General features: G+C 64.9%; 15 protein-coding genes. 3 read left to right on the top strand and 12 right to left on the bottom strand.

All coding sequences use genetic code 11. From position 1 onward, the window contains the following. The first annotated feature begins 81 nt into the window (after positions 1-81). A complete protein-coding gene (trxB, locus tag ACW4QM_RS09770) occupies positions 82-1092 on the top strand; it encodes a thioredoxin-disulfide reductase (RefSeq protein WP_114540265.1) in 1011 nt (336 codons plus the stop codon). A gap of 90 nt (positions 1093-1182) precedes the next feature. Here the strand turns inward: trxB and panF are convergent, their stop codons facing one another. From panF to ACW4QM_RS09715, 11 genes are all read right to left on the bottom strand, one after another. Then, positions 1183-2667 (bottom strand): sodium/pantothenate symporter, encoded by a 1485-nt coding sequence (panF, locus tag ACW4QM_RS09765; RefSeq protein WP_455798411.1) that lies wholly within the window; start codon positions 2665-2667, stop codon positions 1183-1185. Continuing rightward, entirely contained in the window at positions 2660-2986 is a 327-nt protein-coding gene (locus ACW4QM_RS09760) for a DUF997 family protein (protein WP_225885451.1), read from the bottom strand. The genes panF and ACW4QM_RS09760 overlap by 8 nt, the downstream gene beginning before the upstream one ends. Before the next feature lie 155 nt (positions 2987-3141). Next, positions 3142-5061, bottom strand: coding sequence for a threonine--tRNA ligase (gene thrS / locus ACW4QM_RS09755; RefSeq protein ID WP_114548443.1), 1920 nt, complete (start codon positions 5059-5061; stop codon positions 3142-3144). Positions 5062-5227: 166 nt separating this feature from the next. After that, positions 5228-5731 carry a zinc ribbon domain-containing protein gene (locus tag ACW4QM_RS09750; RefSeq protein WP_022740006.1) on the bottom strand — a complete coding sequence of 168 codons (504 nt, stop codon included), beginning with the start codon at positions 5729-5731 and terminating at the stop codon, positions 5228-5230. A gap of 153 nt (positions 5732-5884) precedes the next feature. Continuing rightward, positions 5885-6436, bottom strand: coding sequence for a hypothetical protein (locus tag ACW4QM_RS09745; protein ID WP_157011698.1), 552 nt, complete (start codon positions 6434-6436; stop codon positions 5885-5887). A gap of 257 nt (positions 6437-6693) precedes the next feature. Then, entirely contained in the window at positions 6694-9369 is a 2676-nt protein-coding gene (locus ACW4QM_RS09740; RefSeq protein WP_302148269.1) for a valine--tRNA ligase, read from the bottom strand. A 111-nt stretch (positions 9370-9480) separates the two neighbouring features. Then, the gene (gene clpX / locus ACW4QM_RS09735; protein ID WP_161127849.1) at positions 9481-10878 is read right to left on the bottom strand and encodes an ATP-dependent Clp protease ATP-binding subunit ClpX; all 1398 of its coding nucleotides are present in this window, start codon (positions 10876-10878) and stop codon (positions 9481-9483) included. 6 nt (positions 10879-10884) lie between these two features. Then, positions 10885-11523: an ATP-dependent Clp endopeptidase proteolytic subunit ClpP gene (gene clpP / locus ACW4QM_RS09730; RefSeq protein WP_114540283.1), complete on the bottom strand. Its 639-nt coding sequence runs from the start codon at positions 11521-11523 to the stop codon at positions 10885-10887. A 379-nt stretch (positions 11524-11902) separates the two neighbouring features. Further along, positions 11903-13303 (bottom strand): trigger factor, encoded by a 1401-nt coding sequence (gene tig / locus ACW4QM_RS09725; RefSeq protein WP_455798410.1) that lies wholly within the window; start codon positions 13301-13303, stop codon positions 11903-11905. A gap of 264 nt (positions 13304-13567) precedes the next feature. Then, positions 13568-14104 carry a hypothetical protein gene (locus ACW4QM_RS09720; RefSeq protein WP_022740012.1) on the bottom strand — a complete coding sequence of 179 codons (537 nt, stop codon included), beginning with the start codon at positions 14102-14104 and terminating at the stop codon, positions 13568-13570. Positions 14105-14398: 294 nt separating this feature from the next. Further along, complete coding sequence (locus ACW4QM_RS09715) at positions 14399-14959, bottom strand: hypothetical protein (RefSeq protein WP_161127847.1); 561 nt, start codon at positions 14957-14959, stop codon at positions 14399-14401. A gap of 287 nt (positions 14960-15246) precedes the next feature. Here ACW4QM_RS09715 and ACW4QM_RS09710 point away from each other — a divergent pair, with 287 nt between their 5' ends. Both ACW4QM_RS09710 and ACW4QM_RS09705 read left to right on the top strand, forming a co-directional pair. Then, positions 15247-16932 (top strand): MFS transporter, encoded by a 1686-nt coding sequence (locus ACW4QM_RS09710; protein WP_455798409.1) that lies wholly within the window; start codon positions 15247-15249, stop codon positions 16930-16932. 25 nt (positions 16933-16957) lie between these two features. Further along, positions 16958-18586 carry an amidohydrolase gene (locus ACW4QM_RS09705; RefSeq protein WP_302383247.1) on the top strand — a complete coding sequence of 543 codons (1629 nt, stop codon included), beginning with the start codon at positions 16958-16960 and terminating at the stop codon, positions 18584-18586. A gap of 168 nt (positions 18587-18754) precedes the next feature. Here the strand turns inward: ACW4QM_RS09705 and ACW4QM_RS09700 are convergent, their stop codons facing one another. Beyond that, positions 18755-20635, bottom strand: coding sequence for a BglG family transcription antiterminator (locus ACW4QM_RS09700; protein WP_455798408.1), 1881 nt, complete (start codon positions 20633-20635; stop codon positions 18755-18757). Positions 20636-20796: the final 161 nt, after the last annotated feature.

Below are 20796 nucleotides of genomic sequence, written 5' to 3'. Positions count from 1 at the left end.
TCGCCTCGCCTTCGATACCATCGAGGACTGTTTGAGCGAATCAAGGTACCCCGTGGTCCCGCCCGAGGGAGACCCACAACTATGACTGAACAAGTTACCGACAACCGCATGGGCGCGCCGGTGGGGCCCGATGAGGGCCAGGAGGTGTACGACCTCGCCATCATCGGCGCGGGCCCAGCCGGTCTCACGGCGGCGCTGTACGCGGCCCGCGCCGGACTCTCCACCGCGCTATTCGAGCGCCTCTCCCCCGGCGGCCAGTGCGCCCAAACCGAGCACTTGGAGAACTACCCCGGCTACACCCGATCCACCAGCGGCTTCGAGCTATCCATGGACATGTACGATCAGGCCCTCTCCTTCGGGGCGAAGGCCATCATGGAAGACGTCACCTCCGTGGACTTCTCCGCCGAGCCCAACAAGCTCGTCACACCCTTCAACACCTACTTCGCCCGCACGGTCATCGTGGCCACGGGCGCGGTGGCCAGCCAGCTCGGGCTGCCCCGCGAGGATGAGCTGCGCGGCCGCGGCGTATCCTATTGCGCCACCTGCGACGGCAACTTCTATCGCGACAAGGACGTGGTGGTCGTGGGCGGCGGCAACACGGCGGCGGCCGACGTCATCTACCTCGCGCGCATCTGCCGCAAGGTGTACCTGGTGCACCGGCGCGACAAGCTGCGGGCCACGGCCATCTACCATGAACGCCTACGCGAGCTCGGCAACGTCGAGTTCTGCTGGGACAGCGTTGCCGAGGAGTTCATCACGGGCGAGAACGGGCGCGTGACGGGACTCAAGCTGCGCAACGTGAAGACTGACGACGAGCGAGTGCTTGCCGCCTCGGCCGTGTTCATCGCCATCGGCATGAGGCCCTACACCGCTTTTTTGGAGGGCGACCTGGAAACCGATGGCGGAGGCTATATCGTCGCCGACGCCATGGGCAGAACCACGATGCCCGGCGTGTTCGCCGCCGGCGACGTGCGCACCAAGGAGCTGCGCCAGGTGGTCACCGCCGTGGCCGACGGCGCCAACTGCGCCCAGTCCGCCTCAGAGTTTCTGGAGGCCAAGGAGGCCATTGAAGAGGCTCCCTCGGCGGTATAAAGACGTCCGAGCGTCGAAATCCCATTCATAAAAGAAGCGCGCCCGGATCCCGAAAAGGATCCGGGCGCGCCGTGTTGACCGACCGCGGCCCTAGTCCGTCGGGAAAAAGACGTCCATGCGGGCGTCTTCTTTCTGCTTGCCAGCGAGCGTTCCCACCACCATGAGGACGCCGGCTGCCGTCACGCCGATGACGATCTGGTGCAAATCGGCCACTTTGAAGCCCGCGGCCATGGCGGCGCAGTAGGCCAACGTGCCGCCGGCGAGCGAGAGCAGAGCGCCCGTGGCGTTGGCCCGCTTCCAGAACAACCCGCAGACAAGCACGAACAGAAACGCCGTCTCCAGGCCGCCGAAGGCGAACATGTTGATCTTCCAGATGACGTCTGGCGGCACGATGGAGAGCACGAACACGAGCAGGCCCACCGCCAGCGTCACCGCCTGGCTGGAAAGGGCGACGGAGCGCTGGGAGGGCGCGTGCCCGCGGTCGTCGCACCAGTGCAGATAGACGTCCTTGATGATGGCCGAGGACGACGAGATGAGCAGCGATGACACCGTGGAAATGGACGCGGCCACAGGTCCTATGATGGCGATGCCCGCCAACGCCGGCGGCAGCGAGGCCGTGATGACCGTCGGGATGATGTTGTCCACGCTGCCCCCGTAGGCGGCGAGGTCCTCCGTAAGAACACCGGCTGTAAGCACGCCGAGCGAGGTGACGCCGATCATCATGGCGCCGATGATGACGGTGCCCCAGATCATGGCGCGGTGCAGCGACTTCACGTCCTTGTAGCCCATGGTGCGCACCACCGATTGGGGCAGCACGAAGGTGAACACGCCCACGAGCAACCACTGCGTAAAGTACAGAGACGGCGGCATGGCGCCCCCGGCGAAGGGCTCAAGCATCTCCCGGGAGGTCTCCTTGATGGAGGTCATGATAGCCTCGTAGCCGCCCCCGGCCGTGAGAATGCCCCCGGCGAGCACCACGATGCCCACGAGCATCATGATGCCGCACAGGGCATCGGTCACGGCCACGCCGCGAAAGCCGCCAATGGTGGTGAACAGGATGACCGCCACCCCGAACAGCGCCAGGCCCACCAGGTAGGAGTACCCGGTCACCGCCTCAAAGAGCTTCGCGCCGCCGACGAACTGGGCCACCATGGTGGCGGCGAAGAACAGCACGATGACGAGCGCCGATAAGTTTGCGAGCGCATTGGACCCGTAACGGGCGCGAATCACGTCGACCACCGTGACGGCGTCCAGCTTGCGGGAGATGAGCGCCATCTTCTTCCCGAAAATGCCGTACAGAAGCACCAGCGCCGTCACCTGTACCACCGCCATGTACACCCAGCCGAAACCGATCTGCCATGCCTGGCCGGGACCGCCCACGAAGGAGCTCACCGATCCGTAGGTGGCGATGGTGGTCATGGCCAGCACGAAGCCGCCAAGGGCACGGTTGCCGATGAAGTAGCTGTTGACGAAGCCGCCCCCGGCCGCATCGGCACGGCGACGCACGACGATGCTCGCCGCCAGGGCAACGAGGAGGAAGAGGATAAGCGGGATGAGGGAGGCGAGACTAGCCACGGCGGGCCTCCTCCCCTTCAGCGTCCGTTGCGCCGGCAGTGGCTGCACCGGCTACAACCTCGGCATCATCGTCGAGGTTGAAATCCGCGAAGACGCAGCGGGCAAGCGCGACGGCGCAGACGATAGCCGCGATCCATGGACCGATTGTGCCCCCGATGATCCACAGCGGCGTCGAGAACACCTCGATGCCACAGCCGGCAAGCCCGATACCGCCCACAAGCCACACGGCCACGATGACCGCCAGCGCGACGACGGTCGCCACCGCCTCCCGGTTGGCCTGGCGCATCTTGGCGCCATAGGTGGAAAACGTTCTCCTCATGCCCATCTCCTCTCGCCACCGGCCTTCCGCCCCCTTCGACATCCGGCCCCTTCGATCCCGCGCTCGTTCCTTCGGAACGTAAAAAGCTCCGAGGGCAGTGTACCCTCGGAGCCTTGCGTTTGACGCGGTGTTACCTATAGTTTCTGGCTATAGGTCTAGATGGCGGCATCCCTGATCACGTCGATGAACTTCTGACGATCCCACTGGCCCAAATCGCCCTCCGAGCGCTCGCGCACGCTGACGAGCTTCTCCTCGACCTCCTTGTCGCCCATGACGATCATGTAGGGGATCTTCTGGCTCTGGGCCTTCGCGATCTTCACCTTCATGGGCTCGTTCTGATCCATGACCTCCACGCGGCCGCCCACGGCCTTAAGCTCGCCGGCGAACTCGGCCGCCGCCTCCTTGTGGCGGTCGGCGATGGGGATGACGGCTACCTGTACCGGGGCCAGCCACAGCGGCAGCGCGCCGGCATAGTGCTCGATGAGGATGCCGAGGAAGCGCTCGATGGAGCCGAAGATGGCGCGGTGCAGCATCCAGGGGGTCTCCTCGGTGTTGTCCTCGGTGCGGTAGGTCAGCCCGAAGCGCATGGGCATGTTGAAGTCGATCTGCACCGTGGAGCACTGCCAGGTGCGCCCGATGGCGTCCTTCACCTTGATGTCGATCTTCGGCCCGTAGAAGGCGCCGTCGCCCTCGTTGATGTCGTAGGCGAGACCCCGGCGCGCGCAGGCCTCCTTCAGCGACTCGGTGGCGTGCTCCCACATGTCGTCGGTGCCGATGGACTTGTCCGGGCGCGTGGAGATCTCGGCCTCGTAGGTGAAGCCGAAGGTGCCCATGATGTAGTCGACCAGCTCCAGGATGGCGACCACCTCATCGACCACCTGATCTTTGGTGCAGAAGATGTGGGCGTCGTCCTGGGTGAAGCCGCGGGCGCGAAGCAGGCCGTGGACCACGCCGGACATCTCGTGGCGGTACACGGTGCCGAACTCGAAGTAGCGCAGCGGCAGGTCGCGGTAGGAGTGCAGCTCGTTCTTGTAGATGATCACGTGCCCCGGGCAGTTCATGGGCTTCACGCCGTACTCGGAGTAGCGCGGCTCCTCATCGGTACCCTCGTTGATCTGGAAGAAGTACATGTTCTCGTGGTAGAAGCCGTAATGGCCGGAGGTCTTCCACACATCCGCGTTGTAGATGTGCGGGGTGATGACCTCCTCGTAGCCGCGCTCGTACAGATCGCGGCGCAGCCACTCCTGCAGGGTGCGGATGACGCGCGCGCCCTTAGGGAGGTACAGCGGCAGGCCCACGCCGGCCATGGGCTCCATCATGTAGATGCCCAGCTCGCGCCCGAGCTTGCGGTGGTCGCGCTTCTCGGCCTCCTCCAGGTTGTGCAGGTACTCTTCCAGCTCCTTTTTGCTGAAGAACGCCGTGCCGTAGATGCGGGTGAGCATCTCGTTGTCCGAGTCGCCCTTCCAGTAGGCGCCGGCCACCTTGGTGAGCTTGTAGGCGCCGAGCTTGCCGGTGTCGGGCACGTGCGGCCCGCGGCACAGGTCGGTGAAGTCGCCGAGCTGGTAGATGGAGATGGTCTCGTCCTCGGGCAGCTCGTCGATGAGCTCGAGCTTGAGCGGCTGGTCGGCGAAGATCTCCCGCGCCTCGTCGCGGCTGACCTCGCGACGGACGATGGCGGCGCCGGACTTGGCGATCTCGGCCATGCGGGCCTCAATGGCGGCGAAGTCGTCCGGCGAGACGGTCACGCCCTCGGGCAGCTCGATGTCGTAGTAGAAGCCGTTCTCGATGGCCGGGCCGACGCCGAACTTCACACCGGGGTACATATCGGTGAGGGCGGCGGCCAGAAGATGGGCCGTGGAATGGCGCATGAGCTCGAGGCCCTCGTCGCTCTTGGCGGTGACGATGGCCACGGAATCGCCGTCGGAGACGACGGCGTCCAAGTCGACGGGGGTGTCGTTGACGATGCCGGCCAGCGCCGCGCGGGCGAGCCCCGCGCCGATGGAGGCGGCCACGTCGGCGACGGTGGCGCCCTCTTCCAGCTCCTTGACGGATCCGTCGGGCAGTACGATGTTCATGGAACTCCTTTCCTCGCGCCGGGCGCGCACAGAGCGCCTGCGCGGTTTCCGCCGGGGCGTTGACTACCCCGACTCCGTTTCGAAGCACCGGGATTCCGATGCTCCCCTATTAAAACAGAGCCGCACGGGGGCGGCTCTGCCTTTAGGCTAACTTGTTGAAAAAAGCCTAGCCCTGGCTGGCCGGGCGGCTCTGACGCGCCTGGCCGGAGGGGCGACGCTGACGCGTGGCATGCGGAGCAGGGGCGCCCACGGGTGTGGCGCAGTAAGGGCAGACCGTCCAAGAGGGCTCAAGCGCGTGGTTGCAGCGCATGCAGAGGTTCTTCAGTTGCGTGTGGCAGTTCGGGCACAGGACAAAGTCCGCCTCTACGGGATAGCCGCAGTTGGCGCATTCGCCGTACTTCATGAGCTGGCGCTGTTTGAGCGCGATCTCCAGCTCCTGCTCGTCGCGATCGAGCTGGAGCAGCGGAGGGCGCAGCAAGCAGTAGGCCACCAAGCCCAGCACCGGCACGAGCGCCACCACGGCCCAGATGTACCAGGCGGTGCCGCGCAGATAGGCGTCGCGCACGACCCACACGATGGAAAGCACGTACAAAATGACCAGCAGAACCAAGACAACAGTAAAGGCCGCCTGCATCTCCGGCGTCCACAGCTGGGCAAGAAGCTCGCTCATATCAACCTCTTCTGATTCGAGTGCAATTGATGACGTGTCGGCCCATTATAGCAAACCTGCAAGCAAGTGAACCCCACCTGCACGAACGCACCGTATATTCCGCCGAGGGCGAGAGACGAAAGCACATTGGTTGCTGTTAGAGGATGAGCAACTTCAGACTCCCAATTCCCGGAAGAGCTCGTCGCGACGAGCGGGATCGGACGCCGCTTGCGCAAGGTCGTCGACACGGCCGGCCTCTATGAGCCGGGATGCCAGGGCGGCGAATCGCGCGGAACCCTCCTCGCGACCTTCTTGGCGACCTTCCTCGCGCGCCTCCTCGCAGGCTATGCGGCCGTTTATGCGCTCGCGCCGCGCGGCGTTCTCCACGATCGTGCTCACCGACCACACCTTGTCCACCCACTCTCGATCCTCGTTGGCCCGCCCGACCGCTGCCTCTATCTTGCGCGAGAGCGATCCCAGGGCCTTGCCCGTCTGGGCATATCTTAACAGATCGAGCAGATCGCCGCCCGGCGCGTCCTCCCATGCCCGGGCGTTCAGCGCGAGCCAGTGCGAGGCATCCCCGAGCCGCAATTCGGGGACCTCGTCGCATCGGCGCTCGAGGTGGTAGACGGGCAGGTCGTACCCGAAGGGATCCTGGCTGCACAGGAAGACGACGAAGCTCTCGGGCAACCGGTCGTAGTCGTCCCCAGCGGGAAGCTCCCTCACACCCAGGACAGCCTGGTAGTACCGGAAGCGCTTCCCGGCAGAGCCAAACCGCAGAAATGACGCGAGAATGTCCCGTTTCGCTCCCCGCGCTGACCGCAGTCGCGTCGCAGCGCATTCTCACCGCGCGAAGTTGCAAAACTCCGTAGGGGCGGCGCTTGCGCCGCCCTCCCAAAAAAGGGAGATTCACGAAACTGAAAAGGGGCGACCAAGGTCGCCCCCTACGGATCAAATCACGAGTAATGCGGAATTGAAAAAGCTTACCCCAGCTCGGCGATCTGGGCGTCCAGACGGGCGAGCTTGTCGGTGAGGTCGGCGAGCTTGGCGCGGTCCTTCTCGACGATCTCGGGGGCCGCCTTCGCCAGGAAGCCGGGGTTGGAGAGCTTCTTCTCGAATTTGGCGGCATCCTTGGCCACGCCCTCGCGCTCCTTCACGAGGCGGGCGCGCTCGGCGGCGAAGTCCACATGCCCCGCCAGCACGATGTACACCTCCAGGCCGCTTCCCAGCACCACGGCGGACTCGGCGGGCTTGGAAGCCTCCACGGCCACGTCGAACTCCTCCACATTGGCGAGCTGGCGCACCAGGTGCTCCTGGGCAATAAGCAGCGCGGCGTCGGCCTCGTCGGCCACCTTCACGGCCACGGGCAGCGCCGTCTTCGGGGAGATGCCGTAGCGCGCCCGGGTGGAACGCACGGCACCGACCACCTCGCACACCATGGCAATGGCCCGCTCGGCATCCTCGTCCACGTAGGCGGCGAGCTCGCCCGCATCGGGCCAGGCGGCCACGATGAGCATCGGCGCCGCATCATCCTCCTTGGGCATCTCGCCGTAGACCTGCTCGGTCACGAACGGCATGATGGGGTGCAGAAGGCGCAGGATCTGCCCCAGCACGAACACGAGGTTGCGCTGGCACACGGCGCGGTCGGCCGGATCGGCATCGGCCCCCAAGCGCGCCTTCGAGAACTCGATGTACCAGTCGCAGAACTCGTTCCACACGAAGCTGTACAGCTCGCGGGTGATCTCACCGAACTCGAAATTGTCGTAGGCCGCGTCCACCGCAGCGACGATCTTGGCCAGCCGCGAGAAGATCCAGCGGTCGGCCGGCGTGGTGGGCTCGGGAGAGCCGGGCTCATACCCCTCAAGGTTCATGAGCACGAAGCGGCTCGCGTTCTTCACCTTGTTCGCGAAGTTGCGGGAGCTCTCCAGCTTCGCCTCGTTGAACTTCAGATCCTGGGCGCCGGTCACCTGCATGAGCAGGCCGAAGCGCATGCCGTCGGCGCCGTAGTCCTCCATGAGGCGCAGAGGGTCCACGCCGTTGCCGCGGCTCTTCGACATGGGCTTGCCGTCGGCGGCCATGACCGTCGGGTGGATGATGACGTCGTCGAAGGGAATGGTCTCGTCGCAGCAGTACATGGAGGCCATGACCATGCGCGCCACCCACAGGCCCATGATGTCGCGGGCCGTGGAGAGCACCTGGGTCGGGTAGGCGTCGCGCATCTGCGGGGCGTCCATGCCCTCCTCCGTCCAGCCCATGGTGGCAAAGGGCCACAGCTGGCTGGAGAACCAGGTGTCCAGCACGTCCTCGTCCTGGCGCACTGGCGCGCCGCAGACTGGGCAGACCTCAATCTCCTCCACCGAGGCGTCCTCCCAGCCGCAGGTATCGCAGTAGAACATGGGGATGCGGTGGCCCCACCACAGCTGGCGGGAGATGCACCAGTCCTTCAGGTTCGCGAGCCAGTCCAGGTACACCTGTTTCCAGCGCGCGGGATGGAACTGGATGGAGCCGTCCTCCACCACGCGGGCCGCCGGCTCCTTCAGGGCGTCCACGGCCACGAACCACTGCTCAGACTCCCAGGGCTCCAGCTTGGTATGGCAGCGGTAGCAGGTCATGACGGAGTGATCGTGGTCCTCCACGTGATCGAGCAAGCCCAGCTCCTCGAAGGCGGCCACGATGGCCTCGCGGGCCTCGTCGCGGTCCATGCCGGAGAACTTCCCGTAGCCTTCCACGACATGGGCCGTCTCGTCGAAGATGTTGATGCGCTCAAGGCCGGCGCGCTCCCCCATGGCCCAGTCGTTGGGGTCATGCGACGGCGTCACCTTCACGCAGCCCGTGCCGAACTCGGTATCCACGTGCCAGTCGGCGAAGATGGGGATCTCGCGGTCCACGAGCGGCAGCTTCACCGTCTTGCCCACAAGGTGGCCGAAGCGCTCGTCCTTGGGATTGACAGCCACGCCGGTGTCGCCGAGCATCGTCTCGGGGCGCGTGGTGGCGACGACCAGGTACTCCAGGCCACACACCGGCTCGGTGAGCGGGTAGCGCAGATACCACAGATGCCCCGCCTCGTCCACGTACTCGGCCTCGTCGTCGGCGATGGCCGTGGTGCAGTGCGGGCACCAGTTCACGATGCGCTTGCCGCGGTAGATGATGTCCTCGTGGTACCAGTCGGTGAACAGCTTCCGCACGGCGCGCACGTAGGCCGGCTCGAGCGTGAAGTGCTCGTCGGAGTAGTCGCAGGAGCAGCCCATACCCTTGATCTGGTTCACGATGGTGGTGCCGTACTCCTCGCGCCACTTGTAGCATTCCTCGATGAACGCCTCGCGGCCGATTTCCAAACGGGAGATGCCCTGCTCGGCCAGGCGCTTGTCCACCTTGGTCTGGGTGGAGATGCCGGCGTGGTCGGTGCCGATGATCCAGCGGGTTTGGAAACCGCGCATGCGGGCGCGGCGGATGCAGGCGTCCTGGATGGTGTCGTTCAGCGCGTGCCCCATGTGCAGCACGCCGGTGATGTTCGGAGGCGGGATGACGATGGTGTAGGACTCCCCCGCGTGCTCGCCGAAGCCCGGCGTGCGCTGGAAGTAGCCGGCGTCCTTCCACGCCTCGAAGATGGGCCGCTCCATGGCGGCGTAGTCGGTGGACTTCCTCTTGTCCTCGGACATTGCCTTGACCCTCGCTTTCCCTGAATGCTCGGTATAAAACAAGGCGGGCGGCACGCACGCGGCCGCCCGCCAGATTGCCTTGGGCGATTATCGCACAGAAGGCCCGCTGCCCTAGGCAGAAAGGGCCACCTGAGCGGTGGCGTCGGCGACCTCGACGATCTCCGGTCGCGTCTCGCCAGCGATGTCGCTCGCGCGCACCGTGACCGTGGTGGCTCCGTTGTGCTCCGGCAAATCGTACATGACGTCCATGAGCACGCGCTCGCAGATGGAGCGCAGGCCGCGGGCGCCGGTGCCGTGCTCCACCGCCTCGTGAGCGATGGCGGTAAGGGCTGCAGGCTCGAAGGTGAGGCGCGAGTCCTCGAACTCGAACATGCGGGTGTACTGCTTGACGAGCGCGTTCTTCGGCTCCACGAGGATGCGGACGAGATCCTCCTCCGACAGCTCGTTCAAGGAGGTGATAACCGGAATGCGGCCCACGAACTCGGGGATCATGCCGTACTTGTTCAAGTCCTCCGGCAGCACCTTCTTCAGAAGCTCGGCCTCGGACTCCTTCTTGGAGGCGGGCAGCTCGCTGGCGAAGCCGAGGGACGTGGTGCCCACGCGCTGGGCCACGATGTCGGCCAGGCCCACGAAGGCGCCGCCCAAGATGAACAGGATGTTCGTCGTGTCGATGGGGATGAGCTCCTGCTGGGGGTGCTTGCGGCCGCCCTGGGGCGGAACGGAGGCCTCGCAGCCCTCGACGATTTTGAGGAGCGCCTGCTGGACGCCCTCGCCAGACACGTCGCGGGTGATGGAAAGGTTCTCGGCCTTGCGGGCGATCTTGTCGATCTCGTCGATATAGATGATGCCGATCTCGGCCCGGGGCACCTCGAAATCGGCCGCGGTGATGAGCTTGAGCAGGATGTTCTCCACATCCTCGCCCACGTATCCCGCCTCGGTGAGCGTGGTGGCGTCCGCGATGGCGAAGGGCACCTTCAACGTGCGGGCGAGCGTTTGGGCCAGAAGCGTCTTGCCCGAGCCCGTGGGGCCGATGAGCATGATGTTGCTCTTGGCCAGCTCCACGTCGCCCTCCTGGGCGGCGGCGCCCATGGAGATGCGCTTGTAGTGGTTGTAGACGGCCACGGAAAGGGCGCGCTTGGCCTCCTCCTGGCCGACGACGTGCTCCGAGAGGCGCGCGTACAGCTCGTGAGGCGTTGGGAGATCCCCCAGCACCTCGGCCGGCGACGGAGCGTTGTCGACCACGGGACTGGCCTGGCGCTCGACCTGGGCAGCCGGCGGGTTCATCCAGCCCATGCGGCGCGGGTCGTCCTCCAGCATCTCCACCTCCTGGGCCATGGCGTAGCCCATGTCCCGCATCATGGCGTCGGCGCACACCGAGATGCACTCGTCGCAGATATAGATGCCGTTAGGGCCGGAGATCATGGCGTTGACCTGGTCTCCGGTCTTGCCGCAGAAGGCGCAGAAGTAATTGGTGTCAGTGGGGCCGTAATTGTCGTGACGGTGGTTCATGAGAATTTATTCGCTCTTCTTCTCTCCGGGCATGGCGCCGTGATGGTAGATGATCTCGTCGACGAGGCCGTATTCCTTGGCCTCCTCCGCGGTCATGTAGTTGTCACGCTCGGTATCGAGCTGGATCTTCTCGATGGACTGGCCGGTGTTCTCGGCCAGGATCTTGTTCAGGCGCTTGCGCGTCTTCAGCATGAAGTCGGCCACGATGGCGATTTCCGTCTGCTGGCCCTGGGCGCCGCCCAAGGGCTGGTGGATGAGCACCATGGAGTTCGGCAGCACGAAGCGCTTGCCCTTGGTGCCCGAGGAGAGGAGCACCGCGGCCATGGAGGCGCACTCGCCGATGCAGATGGTGGACACGTCGCACTTGATGAAGTTCATGGTGTCCAAGATGCCGAGGCCGGCCGTGACCGAGCCGCCGGGCGAGTTGATGTACAGGGAGATGTCCTTGTCCGGATCGGTGGCCTCCAGGTGCAGAAGCTGGGCCACGACCGAGTTGGCCACGTGGTCGTCGATCTGCTCGCCGAGGAAGATGATGCGGTCGTTGAGCAGGCGGCTGTAGATGTCGTAGCTGCGCTCGCCACGCGGCGACTGCTCGATGACGTAGGGGATGAGGGCGTTGCTCGGGCGGACCAGGCCGCTCTGCATACGTTCGATGCCCATAGATACCTCGCTTTCGTAAATAGGGCCGCTCGCAGCGGCCTTCACATAGTTCAAGATCATATTGCTATACATCCGTTCGCAATGCAAGCCCGAATGCAAAACGCCCATACGGGAGCATGGAAGACAGGATGGAGACACGGGGTGTTCAGGTTAGGAACACTTCGAAGAATGTAAGAGCTTAAAGGGATACGGGGTGCTGCTCACCAAGCGAGTTCCGCAGCGAACAGAACAGGACTAAATGTCCTGTTCTGCCGAGCGAGGACTGTCTGAGCGACTGAGCTGTACCCCGTAGCCCGCTTTTGGGAGACCCCCAACAAGAAGGGCGGGATAAGCCCGCCCTTCCGAAAGCGCATCTTGTTCGAAGCTACTCGGCGGCCTCTTCGGCCTCGTCCTTCTTGGCAGCCTTCTTCTTCGCCGGCTTCTTGGCGGCCTTCTTCTCCTCGGCAGCCTTGGCGGCGAAGTCCACCTCGGTCACATTCGCGTTCTCCATGAGATCCTCGATGGCCTTCTGGCGCAAAAGACCGGTGCGGATGAGGTGCAGACGGCCGGCGTCGCGCCACTCCTGCTCCAGCGCCGCGGGATCCTCAACGCCGGTCTTGGCGAACTCGGCAGTGACGTCCGCATCGGTGATCTCCATGTTGTTGTGGCGCGCCCAGGCCTCGAGCGCCAGCTCTTCCTTCACCTGGTCGGCGGACTGGGCCTTCAGGTCGGCCTTGAACTGGTCGGGCGTGATGTTCTGGCTGGCCAGGTAGGCGTCGAAGGTCATGCCGGCCTGCTGCAGCTGGCCGAAGAAGTCCTGGAGCAGCGACGTCTCGGCCTGCTCGACCAGGGACTCGGGCACATCGCCCTCGACGCGGTCGCGCAGCTCGACCATGATGTTGTTCTCCTTGATGCGCGGCATCAGCGAGCCCTTCTGCGCATTCAGCGACTCCTTGATGCGCTCGCGCATGTCCTCGACGGACTCGAAGCCCATCTTCTCCTTGGCCCACTCGTCGGTGACCTCAGGCGTGACCTTCTTCTTCACCACGTTGCAGGTGACCTCGAAGGTGACAGGCTTGCCGGCCTGCCCGGCCAGAAGCACGGCCGTCTCGTCCTCGGGAACCTCGAGCGTGAACTCTTTGGTCTGGCCCTTCTTCATGCCAAGGATCTCCTCGTCGAAGGCCTCGGATAACATGCCGGTACCCGGGCCGTACAGACGGGACTCGTTCGTGAGCGCGGCGATCTCGTTGCCGTCGGCGTCGGTGGCCTTCATGGTGAGGTCGGCGTAGTTCTCCGGCTTCATCTTGGTGGCGGCGGAAGCGTCCTCGTAGTCGGTGTAGTGCTCGGCCATGGCCTCGACCTGCTCGTCGATCTCGGCATCGGTGGCCTCGGCGAAGGGCATCTCGATGGCCACGGGCTCGTAGCTGGTAAGCTCCACCTCGGGGCGCAGCTCGATGGTGAAGGAGTACTCGTAGGGCTCGCCGGCCTTCACGATCTCGTTGGTCTCCATGACCGGGCCGCCCACCGGGGCGAGCTTGGCCTCGTCGATCGCGGCCGTCCACGTGCCGTTCAGCAGCTCCTCGGTGACGGTGCCGACGACTGCCTCGGCGCCCAGCGCGTTGTCGATAACCGGGCGCGGGGCCTTGCCCTTGCGGAATCCCGGGAAGTTGTACTTGCGAGCGAAGTCCTTGTAGGTTTTCTTGATGCGGCCGTCGATATCGGCGGCATCCACCGTGACGGTGACCTTGACCTTGTTGCCCTCCAGGGACTCAACCTTAGTTTCCACGAATAGTTCCTCCATCGTTTCCTGACACGGTACGGGCTTATCGCCCGCGCGAACACTTCCTCGGCGATCCGCCACGGGAATCCGCCGCGGAAGCGCACGGTTCGCTATTATGCCACAACCCTCCCACAGTGGCTACACGTCACCGAGACCATGACACAAAAAAGAGACGCGGGACATCCCGCGTCTCCCTATGGCGTCGATTCGCCGCACTCTGCCGACCCCGCCCGTCCCAAGCAGGGCGCCGCGGCTCTGCAGACCGGCCCCCTAGGCCTCGCTTTTGCCGGAGCGCACGACGTAGCAGATCGTGATGTACCCGGCGACGGCACCGGCGCAAGCGCACACAAGGCCCTTGAGCAGCATAAGACCCGTCACGGTAAGCGGCAGCGGCAGAAGCACGCAGGCGAAAGCACCGACGCCCATCAGCGAGACGGTGGCGGCAACCGTTGCCACGAGCAGCGCCGGAGCGTAGCTTGCTGGCACGAGAGACGCCGCGCCGCCGAGATTGGCGACATTCGGCCCGGAGAAAACGCCCTTGCGCAGATCCATGCGGGTGAGCGGCACCACGATGACGAACAGCAGAATGCCGAGCAGAACCCCCGTAAGCGCGAAGTCATGGAAGATATCGGCCTCGCTGAAGAGGAGCTCGGGCTCGGACAGGTGCATAAGATAGAAAATGACCGCATTGATGATGCCGTTGATGATGCCGTAACCGACGATGCACTTATTCAGTAAGTATGAATTGAACGGCTTAGCGGACCGCGTCGGCGCCGCGGGCGCCGAGCCAGCCATTGACTTTGCCATGAGCATTCCTTTCATCGGGATCTTCGTCTGCCGGCACAACTTGCCGAAGTCGCCCGGCGCCTCTCAGTATGGGCGTCGCCCTGATGCCATCGGCGAAAACCCGGAGTGCCGTTACGGAAGGGTGGGCACGGAGGAACCTTAGGGGCAACCTTGCCATCGGCGGGCCACCGATTCGTTCCCGACCTGTTTCGACAAGCAGTCCCGCGCCTCGCTCGAAACAAAGCGCGCCCGCCGGGAACGGCCTTTCGCAAGACCGATCTCGACGGGCGCAAGCGCAGGACCGAGCAAGCTATCCTAGAGCGCCGCCCCGGCAGTCTTGGAGGCCATGGCGGCCGCCACCTCGTCGGCCTTCTGCTGGCCGCGCACCACGAAGCTGATGGTGAACCAGCCGGCGACCGCGCCGCCCAAAGCGCACACCAGGCCCTTGAGGAACATCATGCCGGTCACGGTAGCGCCGGCGGCCGGCAATGCCAAGGAAAGAAGGGCGCCGGCACCGGTCATGACCACCGCGGCGAGCGCGCCCACGCCGAGAATGGAGACCGCGTAGGACGAGGAGACGAGCGGAAAGGCACCGCCCGCCGCACCGGGCAGGGAGAAAACGCCCTTGCGCAGATCCATGCGGGTGAGCGGCACGACGCAGGCGAACAGCAGCATACCGAGGAGAAGGCCGGTGAAGGCGAGGTCGTGCACGATGTCGTGCATGCCGAACATCGCATCGGGAGCGCCGGCGTTGATGCCGGCGAAGATGGCCGCGTTGATGATGCCGTTCACCACACCGTAGCCGATAAGGCACTTGTTCAGCGCGTAGGACTTGAAGGACTTGGGAGCCTTTGCGATCTTGGAGGTCTTTGCCATGAAGCATTCCTTTCTTCTTGTTGCGCTCACTCGCGACCGCGCGCCCGCTCGCAACGTTTCACTGGTTTGAGCTGCCGCGACAGCGGGCCGCACGGAAATTGACCGACAAGCAGTATAGGAACCCGTGTTCCCTTTTCCCAAATGGAACATTTCCGTTGCAACGGAAAACGTTTCCCGATCGAAAAGGAAGCAGTCTTCCTACAATGAGCGCCGCCGAATTACGGAGGGAGCTTGCGAGACTACCCTTTTCGGCATAGGCATTCCATCCAAGATTAAAGGAGGACATAATGGCGAAGAGCAAAACGACGCATCCCGAGGGGGGTGTTGAGAAGTTCCTCGTGCTGCCCATTATCGTGCTGATTCTGGCGCAGATGGGAACGTCGGGCGACAATGGCGCGCTCGGACTGGCCAACCAGCAGCTGGTCGACGTGCTCGGCGCGACGACTCCCGACATTCAGCTGGCGAACATGGTGTACTCGCTCATGGCCGGCGCCTTCATGGTGGCCGGAGGACTCGTGGGCACCATCATCGGCTGGCGCACCAACTTCCGCCTCGGCGCGGCTCTGTGCGCCGCCGGCGAGCTGGTCATGGCGCTGTCGCCGAACATGACGATCTTCATCTGGGGCGGCCGCATCCTTGTCGGCTTCGGCGCCAGCTTCATGATCCCCTCGGTGCTCGGCCTCATTCCGTTCATCTACCATGGCAAGAACCGCGTGCTGGCCTTCGGCTGCATCGGCGCGGCCTCGGGCCTGTCGGCATTTTTGCCGCTGTTCTTGGGCATCGTTATGCAGTTCGGCGGATTCCGCATCACCTTCGGCGCCCTGGCCGTGTACTTCGCCCTGGCGCTGCTTCTGTCCTTCAAGCTGCCGGCCATCGAGAAGCCCGCTGAGAAGCTGAAGTTCGACGGGCTGGGCACCGGCATCGCCGCCACGGGCCTGTTCCTGTTCCTCGTGGGCCTCTCCCGCATCTCCGCCTGGGGCCTCATCGAGCCCTTCGCCGAGTGCCCCTTCACCATCTTCGGCATCTCCCCGGCCCTGCCCATGGCCGTCCTCGGCCTGATCCTGCTCGTGATCTTGGTGCCGGTCGAGAAGCGCGTCGAGCAGAAGAACGGCATCGCCCTTCTGCCCCAGTCGTTCCTGAAGACCCCGCAGGTGCGCGCCGGCCTCGTGGCAAGCGCCATCACCTTCTTCTTCATGGGCGTCCAGGCGATTCTTTTGTCCCCCTACCTGCAGCTCGTGGCCGGCTGGTCGCCGGTGCTCATGGGCGTCATGGCGCTGGCCGTGGGCATCCCCACCTTCATCTTCTCGCTGGGCATCCCGAAGTTTATGCCCAACGCCAACCCGCGCCGCGTCATCCAGGTCGGCTACATCGTGATGGCCAGCGCGTTCATCCCCATGGCTTTCTCGCTGCACGGCTCTGAGGTCAACGGGCTCATGTGGGTGGGCCTGGCCGTGGCAGGCGCCGGCGCCGGTATCGTTTCCGCCCAGGCCAACAACATCGTGGCCCTGGCCGTAAACGAGCGCGACGCGTCGCAGTCCGGCGGCATCCAGACCACCATGCGCAACGTGGGCCAGGCCATCGGCGTGGCCGCCATCGGCGCGGTCCTGCTGTTCGGCATCACCGCCAACATCGACAACGCCATGGCCGACAGCCCCGTCATCACCCCCGAGGTTCGCACCGCCGTGGCCGAGCGCAACATCTCGCTCATGGGCGACGAGCAGTTCGAGCAGACCATCGCCGACATCCCCATGACCGACGAGCAGCGCACCGAGCTCGTGCAGTTGAACTCCGACGCCCGCATCGAGTCCACCATCACCTCGTACGTGGTGTCCGGCGTGCTGATCCTGCTCGGCCTGTTCACGACCCGCTGGATCACCATCTTCAAGAAGGATGAGGACGGCAAGGAGGAGACCATCGTGGCCGAGACGGCCGACGAGATGCCCTTCGAGCCGGTCGTCGACCGCGAGATGTAACTCGCGCGTGTTTGAAAGGAAATTCATGAAACGACTTTTCACCAATGCCACCTTCGTCACCATGGTTGACGACGTCGACACCGCCGACGCGCTCCTCGTCGATGACGACGGCCGCATCGCCTACGTCGGCACCTTGGAAGAGGCGCGCCGCCTCGCCGAGGGCGCCGAGGAGGTCGACCTGGGAGGCGCGGCCGTGCTGCCCGGGCTCATCGACCCGCACAGCCACTTCACCGGCGCGCTGCAGTACCTCCTGTACGCCGACCTTTCCGAGTGCACCTCCTTCGCCGAGATCACCGAGACGCTGAAGAAGTTCGCCGCCGAGCGAAACATCGGCCCGGACGGCGTCATCATGGGCAACGGCTACGACCAGAACAACCTCATCGAGCAGCGCCACCCCGACAAGTCCATCCTGAACGCCGTGTCCGAGGACGTCCCCGTGCTCATCACGCACGTGTCCAACCACATGGGCGTGGCCAACGACTGCCTGTTGAAGCTGGCCGGCATCACGCCCACCACCCCCGACCCCGAGGGCGGCCGCTACGGACGTATGAACGGCACCGGCGACTTGGACGGCTACGCCGAGGAGCCGGCGGCCATGAACCCCTTCTACGCCGTGACCACTCCCCGCTTGGGCCTGGACTTCGCGGCCATGGTTCCCGACATGCAGCGCATCTACCTGGAGCACGGCGTGACCACCTGCCAGGACGGCGCCACCGCGCCCGACATGGCCAAGGTGCTGGTGGGCCTCGCCCGCGCCGGCCTGCTGAAGATGGACATCGTGAGCTATCCCATGTGGGGCAGCGACGTGATGGCCACGCTCGCGGACAACGCCGAGTTCGACAGCCAGAGCTACACCGGGCACTTCCGCTTCGGCGGCCTGAAGATGTTCCTCGACGGCTCGCCCCAGGGACTGACCGCCTGGATGACCGAGCCCTACGTGGAAGGCCCCGACGGGGAGAAGGACTGGGTGGCCTACAGCACCATGACCGACGAGGACGCCATCGCCTTCGCGAAGATGGCCATCGACTCCAACCACCAGCTTCTGTGCCACTGCAACGGCGACGCGGCGGCCGACCAGCTTCTGCGCGTCTACGAGGCGGCGCGGGACGCATCGGACAACCCCGAGAAGATGGCCCTGCGCCCGGTGATGATCCACGCCCAGACGGCACGCACCGACCAGTACGAGAAGATGGCGGCAATCGGCATGATCCCCTCGATCTTCTCCTCGCACGTGTGGTACTGGGGCGACGCGCACCTGCGGAACTTGGGTCCCGTGCGCGGCGGCCGCGTGAGCGCCTGCGGCGATGCCGAGCGGGCCGGGCTGCCCTTCACCCTGCACACCGACACCCCGGTGCTGCGCCCGAACCTGCTGGAGGCCGCCTGGTGCGCCGTGAACCGCATCACCAAGGCCGGCGTCCAGCTGGACGAGGACCAGAAGGTGACGCCGTACGAGGCCATGCGCGCCATCACCTACAACGGCGCCTACCAGTACGGCGAGGAGGCCGACAAGGGTACCCTGGAGGCGGGAAAGCTGGCCGATCTCGTGGTGCTCGACCGCAATCCCTTGGCCGTCGATCCGCGCGAGATCCGCGACATCCAAGTGCTCGCCACCATCAAGGAGGGCGACACCCTCTACGAGCGCGACGCGAAATAGCGACGGCTCAGTCGCCTGAAAGAAGAAGGGAGGCCCGCGGGCTTCCCTTCTTTTTTCGCATTCTCGGCGCTGTTCGCGCTGTGTCCGGGCTTCGCACGCTGGTCGAGCTTTGCTCCCCTAGCGCCGCGCGCGTCCTGCCCGAGCTTCGCTTCCCCGACCTTTCGTCCCCTATTCGGGCTCCGGGAAGCAGACGAAAAATCCGTCGTCGCTGACGAGATCTGAGGTATCGGCATAGTCTTCCACCAGCCGCTTGAACCCCTGCGTGAGCGGCGTGAGATCGCCCCGCTCGGCGGGCGCCCCCACAAGAACGGCGGCCATCGTGCATTGGCCGCACTCGGCCTGATCGCCCTCCTCCAGGCGGAAGATGCGGATGCCCGTCTTGCAGACGCCCGACCCGCACCAGGCGAACACGAGCGTGCGATCCTTCACCACCGACAGAGTCCAGACGAGCCATTCGAAGCGCTCGAGGGACATGTCGATAAGGCCGTCGGCCGTAAGGCGCGCGTGCAGCGAGGCGAACATGCTCTCGGGCGAGGGGCCGGCGGGCAGGACGCCCCGCTCCCACGCCGTGTGAACCTCCTGGCCCCGTCGCCAAAGCGGCACGGAGGCGATGATGTGATCGATATCGGCGCGGCTGACGCCCGGCGAGATCGTCACGCAGGGGAAATCGACGTCCATCGGCTCGAAGGACACGAGGAAGTCGAAGCGCTCGAGCAGCGTCGAATTGGGACGGCTCGCGGCGGCGAGCACCTCGTTCTCCGTCAGGACATCGGTCACCTCAAGGCGGCTCGTCAGCTTCTCGATGCGATGCGCGCCCCAAAGGGCCAGATCGATTCCGCAGTTCACCACCAGACCCACCCGATAGCAGCGCAGCGCGCCGACCTGGTCGAGGTAATCGAGCAGCACGAGCACAATGCGAGCGTAGTCCGGGCTGAACAGGTCGGCCTCGACAAGCGAAGGCACCTCGCAGAGCACCGAGGACAGAAGACAGGCGCCGTCCATGGCCTCGTACTTCACCGACTCCTCGTTGGGATTCGCCGCCACCAACCCGCAGGTGCGTCGCGCCAGGCCGCTCTCGAACAGAATGGCCAAGGGCTTGCGTACATCCTCGGGCAAGGGCGCGCCGAACGCTTTCTTGAGGGCCTCTTCGACGTCGTCGGTGAACGCGCGGGCGCGCTCGCTCGGCTCGTAGGCGCTCATAGCGGCCAGACTCCATTGCCAGGTGCAGCAGTGGGCCATGTCGCTGAGCAGTCCCATCTCGGCATCGCTCACCGTCAGGGAGAAATGGCGCTCGAGCCGCTTCTTGAGGTAGGCGAAGAACGGCGTGGACCCGTCGGCGCCGCGCCACGCCATCAGGCCATGGCCGAGGCGAAGGCGGGTCACCATAATGCAGAGGTACACGCCGAACTGCAATTGCGCGTTGCTGGAGAACTCGAAGCCGAGGTCGCGCTGCATCTCGGCGATGCAGCGCTCCAGAAACTGGCGGTCGTAGGGCTCGATCGATCCGAACAGCGAGGGCAGGATGCGACGGCGCACCGCAGCCGAGGAGAACGAGAACAGCATGGACATGACGAAGCCCCGAATAGTCCACTCGGGGCCCTCGACGGTGATCTGGCGGCCGACGGACAGCGTGAGCCCGCTCACTTTCAATATCCCCTGCCACCAGCGCAAATCGGACTGAATCTGCTGCTTGTTGCGGAACATGCGGCGCGCGAGGCTGTCGGCGGTATGGGGCCCGGGATAGCACGTCAGCGCGATCATCTCCTGGCACAGGCGCTCGTAGCGAGGGTGCATCTCCGTCTCACTCTCCTCGAGCAAGCGCACGAGCCGGTTCTCCTCGCCGGGAGCCAGCGCAAGGCGCAGCCCGGCCCCGCGCTGGCGGCCCACCCGCGTGGCGAGTCCCTCGTGCTCGAAAAACGAGTTGAGGGCCTTGACGTCGGTGCGAATCGTGCGATCCGAGCAGCCGAATCGGCGAGCGTAATCGGCAGATGTCCGGTAGCCGCTGGCTTCGAGCAGCGCCCGCAGGAGCGCTCCTTGCCTGCTGTTCATAGCTCCTCCTCACCGCTTGGTCCCTCGGGGCGAACGACCCTGCTCCCAGTGTAGAGCGAGCCTAGCCTTTGAGGGCGACAATACCGTGGCAAGATGGCAACGATTGTACGAGATTCTGCGCAATACGACAGCATGGACGTGCATTTGGGAGAGAATTTCCC

The sequence above is a fragment of the Adlercreutzia sp. CNCM I-6207 genome (assembly GCF_977072305.1).
This window is presented reverse-complemented; position numbering and strand designations above follow the sequence as displayed.